The sequence below is a fragment of the Mycolicibacterium chubuense genome (assembly GCF_001044255.1).
GTDB classification, from domain to species: domain Bacteria; phylum Actinomycetota; class Actinomycetes; order Mycobacteriales; family Mycobacteriaceae; genus Mycobacterium; species Mycobacterium chubuense.
Map to the genome: position 1 here is coordinate 248,849 of NZ_JYNX01000060.1, position 19,703 is coordinate 268,551.

17 protein-coding genes and 1 riboswitch are annotated in these 19,703 nt (G+C 68.5%); of the genes, 8 read left to right on the forward strand and 9 right to left on the reverse strand.

The genetic code is table 11. The annotated features are described in order from the left end of the window. Window positions 1-31 precede the first annotated feature (31 nt). A complete protein-coding gene (locus MCHUDSM44219_RS22005; RefSeq protein WP_048420341.1) occupies window positions 32-868 on the forward strand; it encodes a class I SAM-dependent methyltransferase in 837 nt (278 codons plus the stop codon). Here the strand turns inward: MCHUDSM44219_RS22005 and MCHUDSM44219_RS22010 are convergent. Then, window positions 861-1,115, reverse strand: coding sequence for a lipopolysaccharide assembly protein LapA domain-containing protein (locus MCHUDSM44219_RS22010; protein ID WP_048420342.1), 255 nt, complete (start codon window positions 1,113-1,115; stop codon window positions 861-863). The genes MCHUDSM44219_RS22005 and MCHUDSM44219_RS22010 overlap by 8 nt on opposite strands. 170 nt (window positions 1,116-1,285) lie before the next feature. Further along, window positions 1,286-1,396, forward strand: a riboswitch (TPP riboswitch). Here MCHUDSM44219_RS22010 and MCHUDSM44219_RS22015 point away from each other — a divergent pair. From MCHUDSM44219_RS22015 to MCHUDSM44219_RS22030, 4 genes are all read left to right on the forward strand, one after another. Further along, window positions 1,386-2,006 (forward strand): ECF transporter S component, encoded by a 621-nt coding sequence (locus tag MCHUDSM44219_RS22015; RefSeq protein WP_048420343.1) that lies wholly within the window; start codon window positions 1,386-1,388, stop codon window positions 2,004-2,006. (Overlaps the previous riboswitch by 11 nt.) Next, complete coding sequence (locus MCHUDSM44219_RS22020; RefSeq protein ID WP_048420344.1) at window positions 2,003-3,490, forward strand: ABC transporter ATP-binding protein; 1,488 nt, start codon at window positions 2,003-2,005, stop codon at window positions 3,488-3,490. Before MCHUDSM44219_RS22015 ends, MCHUDSM44219_RS22020 begins: the two co-directional genes overlap by 4 nt. Then, window positions 3,487-4,269, forward strand: coding sequence for an energy-coupling factor transporter transmembrane component T family protein (locus tag MCHUDSM44219_RS22025; protein WP_048420345.1), 783 nt, complete (start codon window positions 3,487-3,489; stop codon window positions 4,267-4,269). Before MCHUDSM44219_RS22020 ends, MCHUDSM44219_RS22025 begins: the two co-directional genes overlap by 4 nt. Next, complete coding sequence (locus MCHUDSM44219_RS22030) at window positions 4,256-4,813, forward strand: AAA family ATPase (RefSeq protein WP_048420346.1); 558 nt, start codon at window positions 4,256-4,258, stop codon at window positions 4,811-4,813. Before MCHUDSM44219_RS22025 ends, MCHUDSM44219_RS22030 begins: the two co-directional genes overlap by 14 nt. Here the strand turns inward: MCHUDSM44219_RS22030 and MCHUDSM44219_RS22035 are convergent. From MCHUDSM44219_RS22035 to MCHUDSM44219_RS22050, 4 genes are all read right to left on the reverse strand, one after another. Then, entirely contained in the window at window positions 4,803-5,057 is a 255-nt protein-coding gene (locus MCHUDSM44219_RS22035) for a nitroreductase family protein (protein WP_082162324.1), read from the reverse strand. The genes MCHUDSM44219_RS22030 and MCHUDSM44219_RS22035 overlap by 11 nt on opposite strands. Before the next feature lie 236 nt (window positions 5,058-5,293). After that, window positions 5,294-5,866, reverse strand: a complete 573-nt coding sequence (locus tag MCHUDSM44219_RS22040) for a maleylpyruvate isomerase family mycothiol-dependent enzyme (protein ID WP_048420347.1) — start codon at window positions 5,864-5,866, stop codon at window positions 5,294-5,296. A gap of 1 nt (window position 5,867) precedes the next feature. Beyond that, window positions 5,868-6,356 carry an SRPBCC domain-containing protein gene (locus MCHUDSM44219_RS22045; protein WP_048420348.1) on the reverse strand — a complete coding sequence of 163 codons (489 nt, stop codon included), beginning with the start codon at window positions 6,354-6,356 and terminating at the stop codon, window positions 5,868-5,870. Continuing rightward, complete coding sequence (locus MCHUDSM44219_RS22050; protein WP_048420349.1) at window positions 6,353-6,709, reverse strand: ArsR/SmtB family transcription factor; 357 nt, start codon at window positions 6,707-6,709, stop codon at window positions 6,353-6,355. The genes MCHUDSM44219_RS22045 and MCHUDSM44219_RS22050 overlap by 4 nt, the downstream gene beginning before the upstream one ends. A gap of 232 nt (window positions 6,710-6,941) precedes the next feature. Between MCHUDSM44219_RS22050 and MCHUDSM44219_RS22055 the strand changes: the two genes are divergently transcribed. From MCHUDSM44219_RS22055 to MCHUDSM44219_RS22065, 3 genes are all read left to right on the forward strand, one after another. Beyond that, window positions 6,942-8,312: a DUF4407 domain-containing protein gene (locus tag MCHUDSM44219_RS22055; RefSeq protein WP_082162325.1), complete on the forward strand. Its 1,371-nt coding sequence runs from the start codon at window positions 6,942-6,944 to the stop codon at window positions 8,310-8,312. A 109-nt stretch (window positions 8,313-8,421) separates the two neighbouring features. Next, the gene (locus MCHUDSM44219_RS22060) at window positions 8,422-10,455 is read left to right on the forward strand and encodes a toprim domain-containing protein (protein ID WP_048420350.1); all 2,034 of its coding nucleotides are present in this window, start codon (window positions 8,422-8,424) and stop codon (window positions 10,453-10,455) included. A gap of 8 nt (window positions 10,456-10,463) precedes the next feature. Further along, the gene (locus tag MCHUDSM44219_RS22065) at window positions 10,464-12,602 is read left to right on the forward strand and encodes a DNA gyrase subunit A (protein WP_048420351.1); all 2,139 of its coding nucleotides are present in this window, start codon (window positions 10,464-10,466) and stop codon (window positions 12,600-12,602) included. A 58-nt stretch (window positions 12,603-12,660) separates the two neighbouring features. Here MCHUDSM44219_RS22065 and MCHUDSM44219_RS22070 read toward each other — a convergent pair whose 3' ends face one another. The 4 genes from MCHUDSM44219_RS22070 to MCHUDSM44219_RS22085 all read right to left on the reverse strand — a co-directional run bounded on the left by MCHUDSM44219_RS22070 (window position 12,661) and on the right by MCHUDSM44219_RS22085 (window position 19,602). Then, window positions 12,661-14,655 carry a serine/threonine-protein kinase gene (locus MCHUDSM44219_RS22070; RefSeq protein WP_048420352.1) on the reverse strand — a complete coding sequence of 665 codons (1,995 nt, stop codon included), beginning with the start codon at window positions 14,653-14,655 and terminating at the stop codon, window positions 12,661-12,663. Window position 14,656: 1 nt separating this feature from the next. Further along, entirely contained in the window at window positions 14,657-15,598 is a 942-nt protein-coding gene (locus MCHUDSM44219_RS22075) for a glutamate ABC transporter substrate-binding protein (protein WP_048420353.1), read from the reverse strand. After that, window positions 15,598-16,905: a GlnX family signal transduction membrane protein gene (locus MCHUDSM44219_RS22080; RefSeq protein WP_048420354.1), complete on the reverse strand. Its 1,308-nt coding sequence runs from the start codon at window positions 16,903-16,905 to the stop codon at window positions 15,598-15,600. Before MCHUDSM44219_RS22080 ends, MCHUDSM44219_RS22075 begins: the two co-directional genes overlap by 1 nt. 174 nt (window positions 16,906-17,079) lie before the next feature. After that, complete coding sequence (locus MCHUDSM44219_RS22085) at window positions 17,080-19,602, reverse strand: excinuclease ABC subunit UvrA (protein WP_082162345.1); 2,523 nt, start codon at window positions 19,600-19,602, stop codon at window positions 17,080-17,082. Window positions 19,603-19,703: the final 101 nt, after the last annotated feature.

Below are 19,703 nucleotides of genomic sequence, written 5' to 3' on the forward strand. Positions count from 1 at the left end.
CCGGCGGCGGATCTCCCCGATACTGGCCTGCGTGGCCGACGAACATCGCGACGCGAACCGGGCCCTGTGGGACGAACGCGCCCCGGCGCACGCCGCCTCCCCGGACTATGCCGTGCAGCGGTTCCTCGATGACCCCGACTGGCTGTCCGACGTCGTCCGCTTCGACCTCCCGCGCCTCGGCGACATCAGCGGCCTGCGTGGCGTGCATCTGCAGTGCCACATCGGGACGGACACGCTCTCGCTCGCCCGGCTCGGGGCCCGCATGACCGGTCTGGACTTCTCGGGGGTGTCGGTGGCGATCGCCCGACGCATCGCCGCCGGAGTGGGGATGGACGTCGACTATGTCGAGTCTGACGTGTTCGACGCGGCGATCGCGTTGGGCGAGGGCGGTTTCGACCTGGTGTACACCGGCATCGGCGCTCTGATCTGGTTGCCGGACGTGCGCCGGTGGGCCCAGACCGTCGCGCGGCTGCTGCGCCCGCACGGACGGCTCTTCCTGCGCGATGGGCATCCTGTCCTCTGGTCGATCGACGAAGAACGCACTGACGCGCTGGTGCTCGCCTACCCGTACTTCGAGCAGGCCGAGCCGGTGCGGTTCGACTCGCCGGGAACCTACGTCGAGACCGATGTGGTGTTCACCAACACCGAGTCGCGGGAGTGGAACCACGGCCTGGGGGAGCTGATCACCGCCCTGCTGGAGGCGGGTCTGGACCTCACCATGCTCGTCGAGCACGACTCCGTGCCCTGGGAGGCGCTGCCGGGACGCATGCACTGCCAGGACGGGGAGTGGCGGCTCGTCGAGAACGGCGATCGGCTGCCGCTGAGCTTCACCCTCCAGGCCGTCAAGAGGGCGCGAGCCCTCAGCTGACCGTCTTGCGCAGGCGAATCGCAGCACTCACCACCAGGGCGATGACGCCACCGACGACCGCGGCGATGAGCAACGAGACACCCTGTGCCACATCGGCATTCCAGCCCAGGAAGTTGATGGTGGTGTGCACGGTGTTCTGCAGCACGAAGATCAGCAGCGCGATGCTGAGAATGCCCGCGGCGATCAGGGCGAGCTTGGCGCCGACACCGCCGGAGCGACGGGACTGCGTGTGTTCTGCGGTGTTCATCGAAGGTCCTTTCTTTGGCAGCACTTCGTGTGCTTCTGCCGGTGTAGTCGTCGGCATCACGCGGAAAACGAACGCCGACCGCGGGTGTTCTGACTCACAGGCGACACCGCGGCCGCGGGGCAGGAAAACCCCTGGTTGGCAACACCCACCCTGCTGGGCTACCGTCGAAAACCTGACCACACGGGAGCGCACCCGCACGTGCGCTGAGAGGACGGCAACGGGCCGTCGACCGTAGAACCTGACCGGGTAATGCCGGCGTAGGGAGTGACAATGAAATTGCAGACATCGCAATCTGTTCGCGCGGTGTACCGGTGGCGCGTGGTCGACATCGTGGTCGCCAGCGTGCTCGCTGTCGCCGCCGGGCTGGTGTTCGTCCTGTGGAACATCGCGTCCAACCCGATCGGCGCACCACTGAGCGCGGTCCTGCCCGGGCTGCAGGGTCTGATCGGCGGAGGCTGGCTGTTCGCCGGCGTGCTCACCGCCCTGGTGATCCGGAAACCGGGCGCGGCTCTCTACGGTGAGCTGGTCGCCGCCGTGGTCTCGGCGCTGGTCGGCAACCAGTGGGGTGTGCTCACCATCGAGTCGGGACTGGTGCAGGGCGCGGCCGCCGAGCTGATCTTCGCCGTGTTCCTGTACCGCAGGTGGGGTCTGCCGGTGGCCGTCCTGGCCGGCGCGGCGGCCGGCCTGGCAATGGGGATCAACGATCTGTTCCTCTGGTATCCCGGCTCGACCGCCACCTTCTCGGCGATCTACGTCGTCTTCGGGATCGTCTCGGGCGCCGTCATCGCGGGCGCCCTGTCGTGGTACGTGGTGCGCGGCCTCGCCAAGACCGGTGCACTGTCGCGCTTCGCGTCGGGCCGGGTGGGCGCACCCGCCGACGCCCGGTCGTGACCGCGTCCCACCGACCGTCCGGCGGCGTCGCCGTCGCCGCCACAGACTGGCATTGGCGCCATGCCGGTCGCAGCCGTTGGGCGCTGAGCGGCCTCGACCTCACGATCGAGCCCGGCGAGCGGGTGCTGCTGCTCGGGGCCAGCGGCTCGGGCAAGTCGACGCTGATGCAGGGGCTGGCCGGTTTGCTCGACAGCGACGAGGACGGCGACGAGTCGGGAGCCCTGCTGGTCGACGGTGCGGCGCCCGCGCACAGCCGTAGCCGCATCGGCATGGTCCTGCAGAATCCCGACGCCCAGGTGATCCTTTCCCGGGTCGGCGACGACGTCGCGTTCGGCATGGAGAACTTCCGAGTGCCGCGCGAGGAGATCTGGCCGCGGGCACGGCGGGCGCTGGCCGCGGTGGGCCTGGAACTACCGGTGCGCCATGACACGTCGCATCTGTCCGGTGGTCAGAAGCAACGGCTGGCGCTGGCCGGCGTGCTGGCGATGAATCCCGGTCTGCTGTTGCTCGACGAGCCGACCGCCAACCTCGACCCCGCCGGTGTCGGCGAGGTCCGCGACGCCGTCGCCTCCGCGGTCGAGCAGAGCGGCTCGACGTTGATCGTCATCGAACACCGCACGGCGGTATGGCTTCCCGTGGTCGACCGGGTGATCGTGCTGGGAGGCGACGGCCGGGTCGTGGCCGACGGAGCACCCGCCGGTGTCCTCGACGGGCAGCGGGAGGAGCTGCGGCGCGCCGGGGTGTGGGTGCCCGGGCTGGAGCTGCCGGCGATCCCCCGTGACCGCGCGCCGGGCCCGGCGCTGCTGGCGGCCGCCGACCTGTCCGTGGGCTATCCGTCAGGCCCGTCGGCGCGCATGGTGGATTTCGAGATCGCCCGGGGCACAACGACTGTCGTCACGGGCCCCAACGGTGCGGGCAAGTCGGCGCTGGCGCTGACCCTCGGCGGGCTGCTGCCCCCGCGCGGTGGCCGGCTGGATGCGGAGCGCGGCTTCGCGCCGTCGCCGCATCGCCGCGATCCGCTGCGGTGGCGGTCACGGGAGCTGCTGACGCGCATCGGCAGTGTGTTTCAGAATCCGGAGCACCAGTTCCTGACCGGCAGTGTGCTCGACGAACTGGCCCTGGGACCCCGCGCGCTCAAACGCGACCCCGCCACCGTCACCGCGGTATGCGACGAGCTCCTGGAACGGTTGCACCTGACCGATCTGGCGCAGGCCAACCCGTACACCCTGTCCGGCGGCGAGCAGCGTCGGCTCTCGGTGGCGACGGTGCTCGCGACCCGGCCCGAGATGATCATCCTCGACGAACCCACCTTCGGTCAGGACCGCATCACCTGGGAAGAACTGCTGCGCCTGCTCGCCGACATCGCCGATCAGGGGACCGCGGTGGTCGCAGTGACCCATGACGCCGACTTCGCCACGCTTCTCGCCGACCAGCGCATCGACCTGCACCAACTGAACCCCGACGCCGTGGCGGTCTCACGATGAGCGTCGTCACCGATGCGGCGGCCGTCCCCGTCGCGCAGGTCAACCCTGTCGCGAAGCTGGCGGCGGCGTTCACCATCGCCGTCGGCCTGGTCCTCAGCGTCGACTGGGTGTCGGCGTCGACCGCTCTGGTGCTCGAGGTGATCCTTCTGGCAGCGATGCGAGTCCCGTTGCGGTCCTTGCTCAATCGCGGAGCGATCCTGGTGTTCGCCGCCGCGCTGACGGCGGTGACCATCACGCTCTACGGGGAACCGAGCGGCACGGTGCACTGGCATTTCCTGCTCATCACCGTCAGTGACGGGTCCATCACCCTGGCGGTCGCGACGTTCCTGCGGGTCTTGGCGATCGCACTGCCCGCGGTCTTCCTGTTCATCGACACCGATCCGACGGAGCTGGCCGACGGCCTGGGACAGGTGCTGCGGCTACCGGCCCGGTTCGTGCTCGGCGCGCTGGCCGGCGTGCGCATGATCGGGCTGCTCGGCCAGGACTGGCGCTACCTCGGATATGCCCGCCGCGCACGGGGTGTCGCCGACCACGCCCGCATCCGGCGGGCAGCGGGGCAGGCGTTCGCGCTGCTGGTCTTCGCGGTCCGCCGCGGATCGATGCTCGCCACAGCGATGGAGGCGAGAGGGTTCGGCGCCCACCCCACCCGGACGTGGGCGCGGCCGTCGCCCTTCGGTCGCCGCGAAATCGCGCTTATTGTTTCGGGTTTCGTCATCGTGGCGGTGGCGGTCACGACGTCGGTCGTCACCGGCCATTGGAACTTCATTGGAAGTCGGTGACGTCGCGCGACGGCTGTCCGACAGCGACGGCCGCACAGTCCTGATCGACGGGCGATCCGGATCGGGCAAGACGACTTTGGCACACGAGTTGCACCGGATGTGGGACTCCAGCGTGGTGGTCCGGCTCGACGACATCTACCCGGGTTGGGACGGCTTGGCGTGGGCGGTCGATCACATCCGGACCGAATTGCTGGAACCGCGCTCGGTGGGCCGGCCCGGCCGATGGCGCGGATGGGATTGGACGACGAATGCACCGGCGGGCTGGCATGTCGTGGAGCCCGGCCGGCGGCTCATCGTGGAAGGCGTGGGCGCGCTGACGGGGCCGAACCGCGCGCTGGCCGACCTCGGCATCTGGGTGGACACCGACGACGACGAGCGAAAGCGGCGCGCACTGCAGCGGGACGGGGACACCTACCGGCCGTACTGGGAGCGGTGGGCTGCCCAGGAAGTGGAGTACATGGCTACGTATCAACCTCGCGCGCAGGCTGATTGGATCCTGTCGGAGACGCCGGAAGGCCGGGTGTGGATTCCGGCTATTCAGTGAGGAAAGTGACGTTGGCCTCGAGCGGGTTGCGCGGGACGTCGAGGTGGTTGGCAGGGAACGTGGGATCGGGGTAGCCGATGGAGACGCCGCACAGGATGCGGTGCTCCTCGGGGATGCCGAGCTGGTCGCGTAACACCTCGGGGTAACCGGCGATCGAGACCTGCACGCAGGTACCGATTCCTCGGGCGCTGAGCGCGAGGACGAAGGTCTGCAGGAACCTGCCGACACCGAGTGCGTCGACCATGCCGAGGTCGCCGTGACTGACCGAGGGGAGCCGACGTGTACGCGGACGATGAGAACGTTTTGGCCTGGTTGCCGGCTTCGGCGCGGGTGCGCGTTCCACGACGAGGACTTCCGGGCCGCCACGGTGGTGCGCGCGCACGCAGTCATGTCAGCCATGGTCGGGACCTCTCCTGCGCGCCGATGCGCACCTCGATCCCAGCGTCCTCTCCTCGGGCGCCGCCCGGAGCGAAAGGGGCTTCAGGGCCGCCAGCGGGGATCGCGTCCGATGAATGCCGCCAGGCGCGTGACCGGATCTGCATCGGTGGGAACGGCGACGGCCGGACCATACTGTCCCGAAGATCGGAGCACGTCGTCCATGGCCGACATCCCGTCGACGAGTGTCGCCGCGAACTGCGGGTCCAGCTGCGGGGCGCGGCCGGCCGATATCGCCAGATCCCAGGTGTGCATGAACACATCGGCGGTGTAGAAGCGGTCGATGGCCTCGGCCAGTACGTGGGTGCCCGCGTACGGGTGCGTGAACGGAGCTCGCGATTCCGGCCCGTCGAGCAACGCCTGCACCTCGGCGCAGTGGACACCCCACGCTTTTCCGAGATCGTCGCCTCGCGGCAGGTCGGCAGACAGTACGAGGCCGCCGACGCTCAGGAACTCGCGCGACCATCCGATGAGGTGCTCGACGACGTCTCGTGTACGCCACCCCGCCACCGGTGTCGGCGCATGCCAATCGGTCACGGCTGCACAGTGTTCGGCGAAGTGCGCGGACACCGACCGGTGACGATCCGCCGGGTCGAGGTCGCACACCGACAGCGTCATGTCAGAGGCTGCCGGCCAACGTGTCGAGCTTGGCGTAACCCTCGTTGACGCCGGTCTCCATTCCTGACCGCAGCCAGGCGTCGCGTCCTTCGAAGCTGTCCACCAGGGACTGGGCGTGCAACCGCGTGCGCCCGTCACCCAAATCTTCGAACCGCAGCGTCTCCAGCGACACGTCATCGGGTTGACCTTCGAAGGTGAACGTCTGCACGATCACGTCCTCGCCCACGGTGTGGAAGCAGCCGCGGAACGCGAAGTCCATACCGTCGCGGGAGGCGACGTAACGCCATGAGCCGCCGTTTCGGGCGTCCCACTCGAGGATCGTGGTGTCCATCCCGTCCGGGCCCACCCAGCGCGCGAACAGTTCCGGATCGATGTGGGCTCGCATCAACTGGGCCGGGGTGGCGCGGAAGTCGCGCGTGATGCGGATGATGGGGACGTTCGGATCCGCCTCGATGACGGCGTCGGAGATGTTCGTGCCGGATGCGTTCATGATGCGTTGCCCTTCCGTCGTGGTTTCTCTTCCTCGTCGTTCATTTCTGCCAGCACTGCGTCCAGCCGCCGGTAGCGCTCCTCGGCCCGGACGCGGTAGCGCTCCATCCATTTGTCCATCAGGTCGAAGACCCGCGCCTCGAGGTGCACCGGCCGGGTCTGTGCCGCGCGTGACCGGCTCACCAGTCCGGCGCTTTCGAGCACCTTCAGATGTTTGGACACCGCCTGCATGCTGATGTCGTAGTGCTGCGCCAACGCGCTCACCGTCGCGTCGCCCGTCGCGAGGCGCGCGACCATGTCCAGCCGGATCGGATCACCCAGCGCAGCGAACACTTTCGACAATGCCTCGGTCATGAACGTCCTCAACCTTTCGGTTGAGTACGACCATGCGCGATCGCCGCCCCTTTGTCAACCGTTGGGTTGAGGACATTCGTTTGCGCGGCTCACGGACGGCCCCGGCGGCGCCGTCACGACACCGTGCGAGCGCACACGACGGTGGACGCGACGATATGAGAGGATGGCCTCCACTCACGCCGGCGTGACGCTCCGCCGCGTCTCACAATGAGCCAGAACTCATGGAGTTTCGATGTCTGACAAGCATTTCCGTTCTCTTACGCAATGGCCCCGCGGGCTCGCCTACGCGATCGCCGCAGTGGTGGCGGGCATCGTCGTCGGCGAGCTCGCAGCCATGCTGATCTTCGCGGGCTCCACCGACCGCACGCTCGACGAGGAGGCCGCGCGCAGCGCCACCTCGGCGCCCGCGGTGGTCGCGGCGACGAACGACCTGGACCGTGCCAGGCAAGCGCGGTCGACCCTCGACGACGCCGTCGCGGAGGCGGGCCGGCAGCGCGACCAGGCGCTGATCATCGCCCGCTGCGAGTTCAGCGCCGCGCCGCAGTGTCCCCGGACACGCATCACCGGCGTGCCGGGCGCGGGACCCGAGCACCGCACCGCGGACGAGTTCCTCGCGGACACGCAACGCGACCTGGAACGCGCCACATCCGAGCGTGACCGGCTCGCACCGGCACTCGATGCCAGGATCGCCGACGGAGAACGAGCGCTGACGGCGGCGCGCGACGCCGCGATTGCCGGTGCTGACCGTGGGTTCGGTGCGCGGTGGCTGGCGATGAACGCCCACACGCTGGCCAGTCCGGGGGCCATGGTGTTGCGCGCCGTGACGGTCGGCGTGTTCGTGGTGGTGTTCCTCGTGCCGCTGGTCCTTCGGCTCGCGCGAGAGAAGACCCTCGCGGATCGCCGCGCGGCGGCGGCGGCCGAGCGCGAGCGGGCAGACCTCGAGGCCGACACCGCGATAGCCCTCAAGCGGGCGGAAGTACGCGCCACGGTCGCAACCATGTGGGCCGAGCAGGAACTCGCCAGCACCCAGATGGCGGTCGCCGCGCAGGCGGAGATCGACCGGGAGGCGCAGCGCCGTCGCGTCGAGGCTGCCCTGGCGGCGCCGACACCGGTGTCCGCCGAGCGGATCCCCGAGACGATGGCGGAGCCGCCGGCTCAGCTCGAGGCCGCCCCGACGACGGCACCGGCGTCGGACCGGGTGCCCGCGGTGCGGGAGTCGCGGCCGGTCAAGCGGTCGGTGCTGCCCTCCGTGCCCGACGTCGCCGGAGCGGCGCTGCGCTGGGTGCGTCCGTTCGTACCGCCGATCGTCGCCACCGCCATCGAGACGACGACCAAGCCGCTCCGCACCGCGCGGGAGGTGTTCGAAGAGACCGAGGAGATCCACCTCAGCCTGCGGCGCAGCCACCGGGTCGCGGTGACGTCCGAGGAGTCCGTCGAGCCTCCCGAGGCCACCGCCGTGGCGGGTGAGAGGTGGGTCACGGCAACCCGCGTGGCACCCGTGGCACAGGCCGCGCCCAGCTCGGCCGAACTCCCGAAGCAGCAGTCGTACAGCGCAATTCGCGGAGAAGACGGCCGACGCCGGCTCCCCCCGTCGGAGGGCTAGGCGCCCGGCCCCGCAGGAGGGGCCTCCCACTCCGCCGCGGCTGAGCCATGATGTCCGTCCCGCCGTTTACGATTTCCGGCACACCCATGACCGTTGAAAGGGGCGCGCAGTGAGTTACACCGCCGCCGACATCACCGAGCTCGACGATGTCCAGCACACACGCCTGCGACCGGCGGTCAACCTCGGGCTCGACGTGCTCAACACCGCTCTGCGGGAGATCGTCGACAATGCGATCGAGGAGGTTGCCGACCCGAGCCACGGGGGAACCACCGTCACCATCACGTTGCACGCCGACGGGTCTGTCAGCGTCGCCGACGACGGCCGCGGCCTGCCCGTCGACACCGACCCGGTGAACGGGAAGAACGGCATCGTCAAGACGCTCGGCACCGCGCGGGCGGGTGGCAAGTTCTCCGCGCACTCCGACGCGGCCAGTACCGGCGCCGGCCTGAACGGGATCGGCGCGGCGGCCGCGGTGTTCATCTCCGCGCGGACCGACGTGACCGTGCGCCGGGCCGGCAAGACCTACCTGCAGAGCTTCGGCGGCGGCTACCCCGGGGTGTTCGAGGGCAAGGACTTCGACCCGGATGCCTCGTTCACCCGTGCCGACACGCAGAAGCTGCGCGGCTCGGGCAACCGGAAGCCGGATGCCCACGGCACCACGGTGCGCATCCTGTTCGATCCCGCCGTCGTGCCGGACAGCAGCGTGGACATCAACGAGGTGCTGCTGCGCGCGCACGCGGCTTCCCGGATGTCCCCCGGGGTGCACCTGACCGTCATCGACGAGGGGTGGCCGGGTGACGAGGTCCGGCCCGAGTTGCTCGAGGCGTTCAGCGGCCCGTGGGGCACCGACACCCTGCTCGACCTCATGTGCGCCGCCGCGGGCACTCCCGTGCCCGGCGTACGCGCGGTGGTCGAGGGCCGCGGCGAGTACACCACCGGCCGCGGCCCGACGCCGTTCCGGTGGTCCTTGACCGCCGGCCCCGCCGAGCCCGCCACGGTCGCCGCGTTCTGCAACACGGTGCGCACCCCCGGCGGCGGATCCCATCTGACGGCTGCGGTGAAAGGACTGTCGGAGGCGTTGGCCGATCGCGCGTCCCGTATTCGTGACCTCGGGCTGGCCAAGGGCGAAGACGGCCCGGAGGCGCAGGATTTCGCCGCGGTGACCGCGCTCGCCGTGGACACCCGCGCCCCCGACGTGTCGTGGGACTCGCAGGCCAAGACTGCGGTGTCCTCGCGCTCGCTGAACGTCGCGATGGCCCCCGATGTGGCGCGCAGTGTCACCATCTGGGCGGCCAACCCGGGCAACGCGGACGCCGTGTCGCTGTGGACCACATTGGCCCTGGAGTCGGCCCGGGCGCGGCGCAGCGCCGAGGGCGCCAAGGCCCGGTCGCGGGCGGCGTCGAAAGCCAAAGGCCTGGGCACCAATCTGTCGCTGCCGCCGAAGCTGCTCCCCAGCCGTGAGACCGGGCGCGGATCGGGCGCCGAGTTGTTCCTGTGCGAGGGCGATTCGGCATTGGGCACGATCAAGGCGGCGCGCGACGCCACGTTCCAGGCGGCCTTCCCGCTGAAAGGCAAGCCGCCCAACGTCTACGGGTTCACCGTCAACAAGGCACGTGCCAAGGACGAATTCGATTCGATCGAGCGCATCCTGGGCTGCGGGGTTCGCGACAACTGCGATCCGGAGTCGTGTCGTTACGACCGGATCCTGTTCGCCTCCGACGCCGATCCCGATGGCGGCAACATCAACTCCAGTCTCATCTCGATGTTCCTCGACTTCTACCGGCCGCTCGTCAAAGCGGGCATGGTCTACGTCACGTTGCCACCGCTGTTCGTCGTCAAAGACGGTCAGCAGCGCATCTACTGTCAGGACGAGTCCGAACGCGACGCCGCGGTGGCGCAGCTGAAAGCCGCGTCCAACCGCAAAGTCGAGGTCCAGCGCAACAAGGGCCTCGGCGAGATGGACGCCGACGACTTCTGGAACACCGTGCTGGATCCGCAGCGCCGCACGGTCATTCGCGTCCATCTCGACGACGGCGACCCGAAACTGCACCACACCCTGTTCGGTGGGCCCCCCGAGGGCAGGCGCAGCTGGATGGCTGAGATCGCCGCGCGGGTCGACACCGCCGCTCTGGATCTGACGTAGGAGAACACGTGACCGCCACCCTGGACGTTCCCGACCAGAACCCCGACCTGGTGCTCGACCAGAGCGCCGACGACTACTGGAACCACTACCAGCTGACCTTCGCGCTGTACAGCGTCAGCGACCGCGCGATCCCCTCGGCCTTCGACGGTCTCAAGCCCGGCCAGCGGCGGTTGCTCTACCAGATGCACGACTCGAGGCTGCTGCCCGGGAACAAGCCGCAGAAGTCCTCGAAGGTCTGCTCGGCGGTCACCGGCAATCTGCATCCGCACGGCGGCGCGTCCATGTACGGTGCCGCCGCACTGATGGCCGCAGAGTTCCAGCGCGTGAAAGTCATTGACGGACAGGGTGCGTTCCCCCGTATCCAGGGTGACATCCCGGCGGCCGATCGCTACACCGAGATGCGGCTGTCGGCACCCGGCGCGGCACTGACCGCCGAACTCAACGACCACGCGGTGCCGATGGTCCCGACGTTCGACGGCGAGTGGATCGAGCCGACCGTGCTGCCCGCGCAGTGGCCGGTGCTGCTCTGCAACGGCGCGGTCGGCATCGCCGAAGGCTGGGCCACCAAGGTGCCTGCGCACAATCCGCGGGAGATCATGGCCGCCTGCCGGGCGCTGCTGAAGACCCCGAACATGACCGATGACCGATTGCTCAAGCTGATTCCCGGGCCCGACTGGGGATGCGGAGCTTCCGTGGTCGGCACCGCCGGGCTGCGCGAGTACATCACCACCGGTCGAGGCGCGTTCACGGTCCGTGGCACGGTGTCGGTCGAGGGCAAGAACTGCATCATCACCGAGCTTCCGCCCGGGGTGGCGAGCAACACTGTGCAGGAACGGATCCGGGCCCTGGTGGAGTCCGGTGAGATGGCGGGTGTGGCCGACATGTCCGACCTCACCGACCGGCGCAACGGGCTGCGGATCGTGGTCACCGCCAAGCGCGGGCACAACGCCGAGACCATCCGTGACCAGCTGCTGGCCCTGACGCCGCTGGAGTCCACGTTCGCCGCCAGCCTGGTCGCGCTGGACGAGGATCGGGTGCCCCGCTGGTGGTCAGTGCGCGAACTGATCGCCGCGTTCCTGCACCTGCGCGACTCAGTGGTGTTGCGGCGCAGCGAGTATCGCCTGGAGAAGGTCACCGCGCGGCGCCACCTGGTGGCCGGCCTGATGACGATCCACCTCGACATTGATACTGCCGTCGCGATCATACGGAGCTCCGACACCGTCGACGACGCACGTCAAGGCCTGAAGGAGCGGTTCGGTATCGACACCGAACAGGCCGATTACGTGCTGGCACTTCAACTTCGCCGATTGACCAAGCTCGACGTCATCGAACTGCAGGCCGAAGCCGAGAAGCTCGACGCCGAGTTCGCACAGCTCACCGAACTGGTGTCGAATCCCGATGCGCGCCGGAAGGTGATCGACCAGGAACTGGTGGAGACCGCCAAGCTGTTCAAGGGCGCGGAGTTCGACCGGCGCACCGTGCTTGACTTCGAGGCCACCCCGACCGTGTCCGGCTCGGACGAGGACGGCGCCCGCGAGCGCAAGATCAACCCCGCCTGGCGCCTCGATGACCGCGGGGTGTTCTCCGACAGCCACGGCGAGCTGCTCACCTCCGGTCTGGGCTGGGCTGTCTGGACCGACGGCCGGGTGAAGTTCACCAACGGCAACGGTCTGCCGTTCAAGATCCGCGACATCCCGGTGGCGCCCGACATCACCGGACTGGTCCGGTCGGGGGTGCTCGCACCCGGATCCCATCTGGCTCTGGTGACGCGACGCGGCAAGGTGCTGCGGATCGATCCCGCCGCGGTGAATCCGCAGGGCGCGGCCGGCAACGGGGTCGCCGGCGTCAAGCTGGCGGGCGATGACGACGAGGTGATCGCCGCCCTGCCGCTGACGTGCCAGAACGGTGAAGCTCTCCTGTCGATCTCCGGGAAGGCCTGGAAGGTCACGGACGTCGCCGACATCCCGGTCAAGGGCCGGGGCGGCGCCGGGGTCGGCTTCCATCCGTTCGTCGCCGGAGAGGACGCGCTGCTGGCCGCGGCGGTGTCGGCGACCGGGTACGTGCGCGGAACGAAGGCCGTGCGCGCGGAGAAACGCGCCAAGGCCTCGATCAAGGGGTCCGGGGCAGACGTGACACCGGCGGGCTAGCCACCGCGCAGCCGCACCCCCGGCAGGTCATCGTCGACGTAACGTCGTTGGGCTCACGTCACATCCAGCTCGGCGGTCTGATCGAATTCGCGAGATCTACCAGGGTGTAACGGTGGCGCCTGCGCGGCGAATGCCGCGCGAGTGCTCGAAGTGCTGACTCGGTACCGATGCGCAATCCCTCTTCGTCGAACGCCTGCCCGAGGATCGAGTCGTCGGTGGCGGGGGTCGCGCCGGCGCGCAGCCAATCGAGAGCAGCACCCAGCACGATCGCACCCACCTGCAGCGCCCGCGGCTCCGTCGCGGACAGCTGGCCGACTCGCTTCGCCGCATCGCGCAGATCGGCTTCGGTGATGTCGGCGACAGGTTTCCCGTCGAGCAGCATCAACACAGCGGTCAACTGGGCTTCGCCGTAGTGTCGCGACGTCAACGGGACCTCGTCGAGCACATCGATGGCAAGGGCCCGATCGCCGCGATCGGCGAGTTGACGAGCCAACCCGAACGCCGCACTCACCATCGAATGGTCGGTGCGCCACAACGTCCGGTAGTACTGCTCGCACGATTGGCGCAACGATTCGGCATCCCCCGCGTCATCACTTCCGAGCATCAGCTCGGCCGTGGCGGCCCACGCCAGCTTCGGGGCGGCTTCCCCGGGTACCGCGGCGACCACCCGCTGGAAACACGTCAGTGCTGCCTGGAGGTTTCCGTCCAGCGCGGCGATTCCGTCGTCCCAGTCCATCCGCCAGTCAGTTTCCGGACCCTCGGTCGGGACGGGGGTCGGCAGTGCACGGGCGACATCGCCGGCATCGAGCCGAGTGATGTGCACGCGGCCATCGACAAAGACATCGGTTCGCCGCGGCGCCAGATCCGCTCCGAACTCGCAGCCGTGCATGGCGAAGAGCACAGACGTTCCCGGATGCGGCACACCGGTCTGCTCCGCGAGGACTTCACGCAGCACCCCCCGACATTGGGTGGCCATCTCTTCCGCCGATGAGAACCGCTGAGCTGGGCGGGGATTCGTCGCGCGGACCAGCAGGCGGTAAAACGATTCATAACGCTGGAAAAGGGCCACGTCGTCGCGGTTGGGCAACGTCTCCGCATAGCGGCTGTCGGACATATCGACGGTCAGTTGAGCCAGCGTTCGGCCGACCGTATAGATATCGGTCGCCACGGTCGGGCCGGTGCGAACGACCTCGGGCGCCTGAAACCCCTTGGTGCCGTATATGTATCCGCAGTCTCCGATACCCGAAACCGCACCCATGTCGATCAGCTCGACGTTGTCCTCGGTGAGCATGATGTTCTCGGGCTTCAAATCGTTGTAGACAAGCCCGAGTGAGTGCAGGTAGGACAGCGCAGGCATGACGTCGAGCAGGTAACCGAGCGCCTCCTCCACCGGCATCCTCGGCTCGGCCTGGCCCTGCTGCGTTTCCGCCCGCTGCGTGGCCAGAAGGGCCTGCAGCGTCGTGCCTCCGATGTACTCCATCACGATGTAGCCGACGGGGCGGCCGTCGAAACCCGGATGTTCGACGAAGTTGTAGATCTTGACGATGCCGGGATGGTTGACCATGGCCAGGAATTGGCGTTCGGCAACGGCGATCGCCTGCGCCTGCTGTCCGCTCGGTTGAAGCAAACCCTTGAGTACCACCCACCGATCGCTGACGTTGCGATCGATCGCCAGATAGATCCAGCCGACGCCGCCGTGGGCGATGCATCCTTGAACCTCGTACTGATCGGCCACCATCTCGCCGGCTTCCAGATGCGGTGTGAACGAGAACAACGTGCCGCAGTGGGGGCATACACCTTCGCTGGCCCCCGGCCGGCCGCCGGAAGTCCGTCCCACCGGATGCCTGCAGCTGCTGCATTCCCGTTTCGATTCGGCCAGAACAGGATTCGTGAGGATCGCGCTGGCAGGCTCGATGTCCTCGCGAATCGGGATCTCGACCAGGCCGCCGCCGATCCGCCGCCGACCCGTGCGCAGTCGCGGGCGGGTCGGCTCGACCCTGGCCGGCTCCGATTCGGTGACCAGAACGGCGCGCGTTCCCTCGGTCCCTTCCATGTCAATCCCGATACTTCGGTTCCGGGGGCGTGGGCGGGGGGCCGAGCGCAGTGAGCCATTTCCGGTACAGCGCCACCCAGGTCCCGTCGTTCCGGATCCGGTTCAGGCTGGCGTTGACCGCCCGCACCAGGTCGTCCTGGGACTTGTTGATACCGATGCCGTACGGCTCTGCTTCCAGAGGCGGCCCGACGATCTCCAGATTGGGATCCTGGGCGACCATGCCCGCAAGAAGTACATCGTCGGTGCTCGCCGCGTCCGCCTGCCCCTGCTGAAGCGCAACCAGGCAGTCGTCCATATTCGGAACACCGAGTATGGTCGCCGCCGGTGCGACCCGGGCAACGGTGGCGATGGATGTCGACGCCAGTCCGGAGCAGATCCGTTTGCCTGCCAGGTCGGCCGGACCCCGCACCGGCGACCCTCGTGGCACCAGCAGCCGTTGGCTCCCCTCGAAGTACACCGTGGAGAACGCGATCTGCTCGGCACGTGGACAGGTGATCGTCGTCGCTTTCGCCAGGATGTCGACGGTCTTGTTCTGCACCGCGGGAATGCGGTCGGGCTCGGAAACCAGACGGAAATCGGCCTTGTCGGGATCGCCGACGAGGTCCCGGACGATCTCGCGGGAGAGGTCGACGAGGAAGCCCTCCAATTCGCCGGTCACCGGATCGCGAAAGCTGAGCGGATTGTTGTTCTGGTCGACGCCGACGACCACCCGGCCGCGCCGCCGGATCGCATCGACTGTGGGCTCGGGCTCAGAAGACGGGCGCAAACTCGCGGTGGCATCGCAACTCTCGACCGCGGCACCGGAGACGGACGGCGCCACCTCAGCCCCGCTGGGCATCGGCCGCGTGGTGAGCGAGGCGGCCACCTCGGTCAGCGGCTGCACCGTTGCGCAGCCGGCGACCAGCACCGACACCACTATCAGGACGGTCGCGATCGTACGCATCAGTGGTACTCACTCAGTCGTGGCGCGACGCCGGCGGCCACCGCCAGCGCAGCGAACACACTGATCGCCGCCGCGCCGAACGGAAGGAGGTTCAGCGCGGTGTAGGCCTGTGCGATCCCGTCGCGTTGCCGTTCGCGCAGTTCGGTGATCTCGTCCCGTAGCGCCGTGTCCAATTGCGTGAACAGGACCGTTGAGTGCTGCGGCGCGTCATCTTGCGCGATCGCCACTGCGCCGCCATAGTCACCGCCGGCCAGCTTGCTCCGGATCTCCTCATGCGACCGCATCCAGCGGTGTAGTGCGTCCGCCGCCCCGTCAACTCTGTGCTCGTCGAGCAGCCACCCCATCTGTGCGGTCCGCTCACCGAATCGCATGTCGGACATCGAATCGGAGCCCCGCTTGAGCAACCCGAGGATCTCCTCCGCACGGGCCTGCTGCGCGAGGATCCGTGCTTGGACCACGGTGTTCATCGGCTCACCGCCCTGCGTCCGCGCATTGCCGGCGGCATGCGTAGACACCAGCCCGGCCACCGACAACCACACCACGAGCACCGCCATCAGCGCCGACGCGAGCAGCAGTCCGGAGTTGAACCGACGATGGCTGCGCCGGGCAAGCATCACCTGGGAGAGCACCAGCAACACGAGCACGAGTAGGGCCACCGCGATCACGACTCGGAGCGGGCCGATGGAGCGCCCCGACGTGGTGACGGCATCGGATTGGCTGGCGTACAACTGTCCGGCGGCCGGCAGGATGCCCTTCTGCATCAATGCCGACGATTCGTTGAGATAGGCGACTCCGATCGGGTTACCGGCGCGGTTGCTGGCCTGAGCAGTCGCTACGATCCCGGTGTACACCGCCAGTTGATTGGAGATGTCGGTCAGCATTCTCAGCGAATGAATATCGTTGGGCAGCACGCCATTAGAGGCGGTGACGAGGCCGGCAGAAGCTTGTCCGACGGCGGCGTCGTACCCACTGCGAACGTCGCGGGGAGCGACGCCACCGGACAAGAACCCGGTGGCCGCGCTCGTGTTCGCGAACGAGAGTGCGCTGTAGACCCGTTGTGCTGCGTCCGCCAGCGGTTCGGTGCGTGATCGGAGGGTCTCGAGCTGGCCCTGCCGGTCGTAAACCGTCTTAGATGTGGCCGCGCCGATGCACAGCAGCGCAACGACCAGAACCACCGCTGACCAGGCTATCCGGCCCGGTGTGGCTCTGAGGAAGTCGAGGACGGGCCGGTCTGTCTCCTCGTCGTCGACGAGCAGGGACTCGTCGAGTGTGCGCGTCCGCTGCTGCGCCAGCCCACCTCTGCCCACGTGACATCACCTCATCGCACGTTGGGCCTGGATGCCTCCATCCAGTGCCGATGGATCGCACGGTAGCCCTCGAAGGCGGATTGCGAAGGTGGTTGCCCATAGCTGACGGCCGCCCTGATACTCGAGGGTCCGATCCACCACAGGAATCGCGTTGATCCTGCGGTCGGATCTCCGTCAACCCAGCTGCGCCGCGAGATAGGGCGCCGTGCGGCTCACCGTGTCGGCGGCGACCACTGCCGGCGCGCCGGCCACCACGACGGCACCGCCGTCGTCCCCGCCGCCGGGTCCGAGGTCGATGACGTGATCGGCCCTGGCCACCACCGCCATGTCGTGTTCGGCCACCACGACGGTGTTCCCGACGTCGACGAGGCGGTGCAGCTGACGTTCCAGGAGCTCGACGTCGGCCGGGTGCAGTCCCGTGGTCGGCTCGTCGAGGACATAGAGGGTGTGGCCCCGTTTGGCCCGCTGCAACTCGGTCGCCAGCTTGATGCGTTGCGCCTCACCGCCGGACAGTTCCGTCGCCGGTTGCCCCAACCGAAGATACCCGAGCCCGACGTCCCGCAGCGTAGCCAAACTCCTTGCGGCGCTGGGCAGATCGCTCAGGAAGTCGGCAGCCTCGTCGACGGTCTGGGCCAGCACATCGGCGATCGTGCAGCCGCGGTAGGTGACCTCGAGGGTCTCCTCGGAGTAACGGGCCCCGCGACACGACGGACAGCTGGCGTAGGTGCCCGGCAGAAACAGCAGCTCGACCGCCACGAAACCCTCGCCCTGACAGGTGGGGCAGCGACCCTCGGCGACGTTGAACGAGAAGCGGCCGGCGCTCCAGCCGCGCCGACGGGCTTCGGCGGTGTCGGCGAACGCCTTACGGACGGCGTCGAACAGCCCGGTGTAGGTGGCCAGGTTCGACCGCGGAGTGCGTCCGATCGGGCGCTGGTCCACCGTGACGAGACGGTCGATCACCTCGGCTCCGTCGACGGACACCCCGACACTGGAGTCGACATCGATGTCGAGGAGCTCGCCATCACCGTCGGACCCGGCGTCGTCGGGCTGGACGGAGCTTCCCAACTGCCTGGCCATCACATCCCCGAGCACTTTGCAGACCAGCGTCGACTTGCCCGATCCTGACACCCCGGTGACGGCGACGAACATCCCCAACGGGATGTCGACGTCGACATCGTGCAGGTTGTGGAAAGTGATGCCGCGCAGCCGCATGACGCCGATCGGCGTGCGGGTGGGTCGCTGGGTGGGCGGCCCGTCGGCGAACAGAAACCGTCGGGTCACCGAGGGTTCGATGTCCGCGAGGCCGGCCACCGGCCCGCTGTAGAGCACGTCGCCGCCCAGTTCACCGGCGCCGGGACCCACATCGATGATCCAGTCGGCGCGGCGCACCACATCCATGTCGTGCTCGACCACGAACAGCGAGTTCCCGGCGCGCCGAAGCCGGTCCAGCACGTCGAGCAGCGGTTCGGCATCGGCCGGATGGAGCCCTGCCGACGGCTCGTCCAGCACGTACAGGACGCCGAACAGCCCGGCCCGCAACTGGGTGGCCAGCCGCAGGCGCTGCAGTTCGCCGGGTGACACCGTCGGCGTGCGGCGGTTCAGGCTCAGGTAGCCGAGCCCCAGGTCGACCAGCACGGCGATCCTCGCGACCAGGTCGGACGCGATCATGGTTGCCACTTCGGTGAATTCACCGGACTCGGTGGATTCGTAGGCCGCGGCGAACTCCGACCTGGCGGCCGCCGGCGACAGGACCTCGGCGAGCACGGTCAGCGGCAGGGCCGCCAGCTCGGCGATGGTGCGGCCGGCGAACGTCACCGCGAGCGCTTCGGGCCTCAGCCCGGAGCCGCCGCAGACGGGGCAGTCGGTGCTGTGCACGTACTGCAGCACCCGGCGTCGCATCGTCGCGCTCTGCGAGTTGGCCAGTGTGTGGCGGACGTGGCGTTCGGCGCTGGAGAAGGTGCCGTTGTAATAGTAGTCAGCGGTGACCGGATGTTGGCTCGGATCGATCTCGACGGTGGGCTGATCCTCGGTGAAGAGAATCCACTCCCGCTGCCGCTTGGGCAATGTGCGCCACGGCTTGTCGATGTCGTAGCCGAGTGTGATGAGGATGTCGCGCAGATTCTGCCCCTGCCAGGCTCCGGGCCAGGCCGCAACCGCGCCTTCGCGGATGGTCAGCGACGGGTTGGGCACCAGCGTCTGCTCGGTGACCTCGTGGATGCGCCCGAGGCCGTGGCATTCCGGGCACGCACCGATGGTGGTGTTCGGCGAGAACGCATCGGAGTCCAGCCGCACGGTGGCACCGGGCGGAAAGGTTCCGGCGCGGGAGAACAGCATGCGCAGCAGATTCGACAGCGTGGTGACGGTACCGACGGTCGACCGCGACGTCGCGGAGCCGCGGCGCTGCTGCAGTGCGACCGCCGGCGGCAACCCGGTGATGTCGTCGACCTTCGGCGCGTCCTGAGGCAGCAGCAACCGGCGCGCATACGGTGCGACCGACTCGAAGTAGCGGCGCTGGGCCTCGGCATAGATGGTGCCGAACGCCAGCGAGGACTTCCCGGATCCCGACACCCCGGTGAACACCACGAAGGAGTCGCGCGGGGCGGCGACGTCCACGGTCTTCAGATTGTGCACACGTGATGCGTAGACGCGCAGATAGGGATCGGTCTCGGGTGTGCCTGGTCCAGTAGCGCCGTCCATCTGAGCCATTGTGTTGGATCGGCGAGTCCGACCCATAACCCCGCCGACACCGAATCTGCCCGCGAACCTGCCCACATCCCCAGGTGGTGCCACCACCAGGG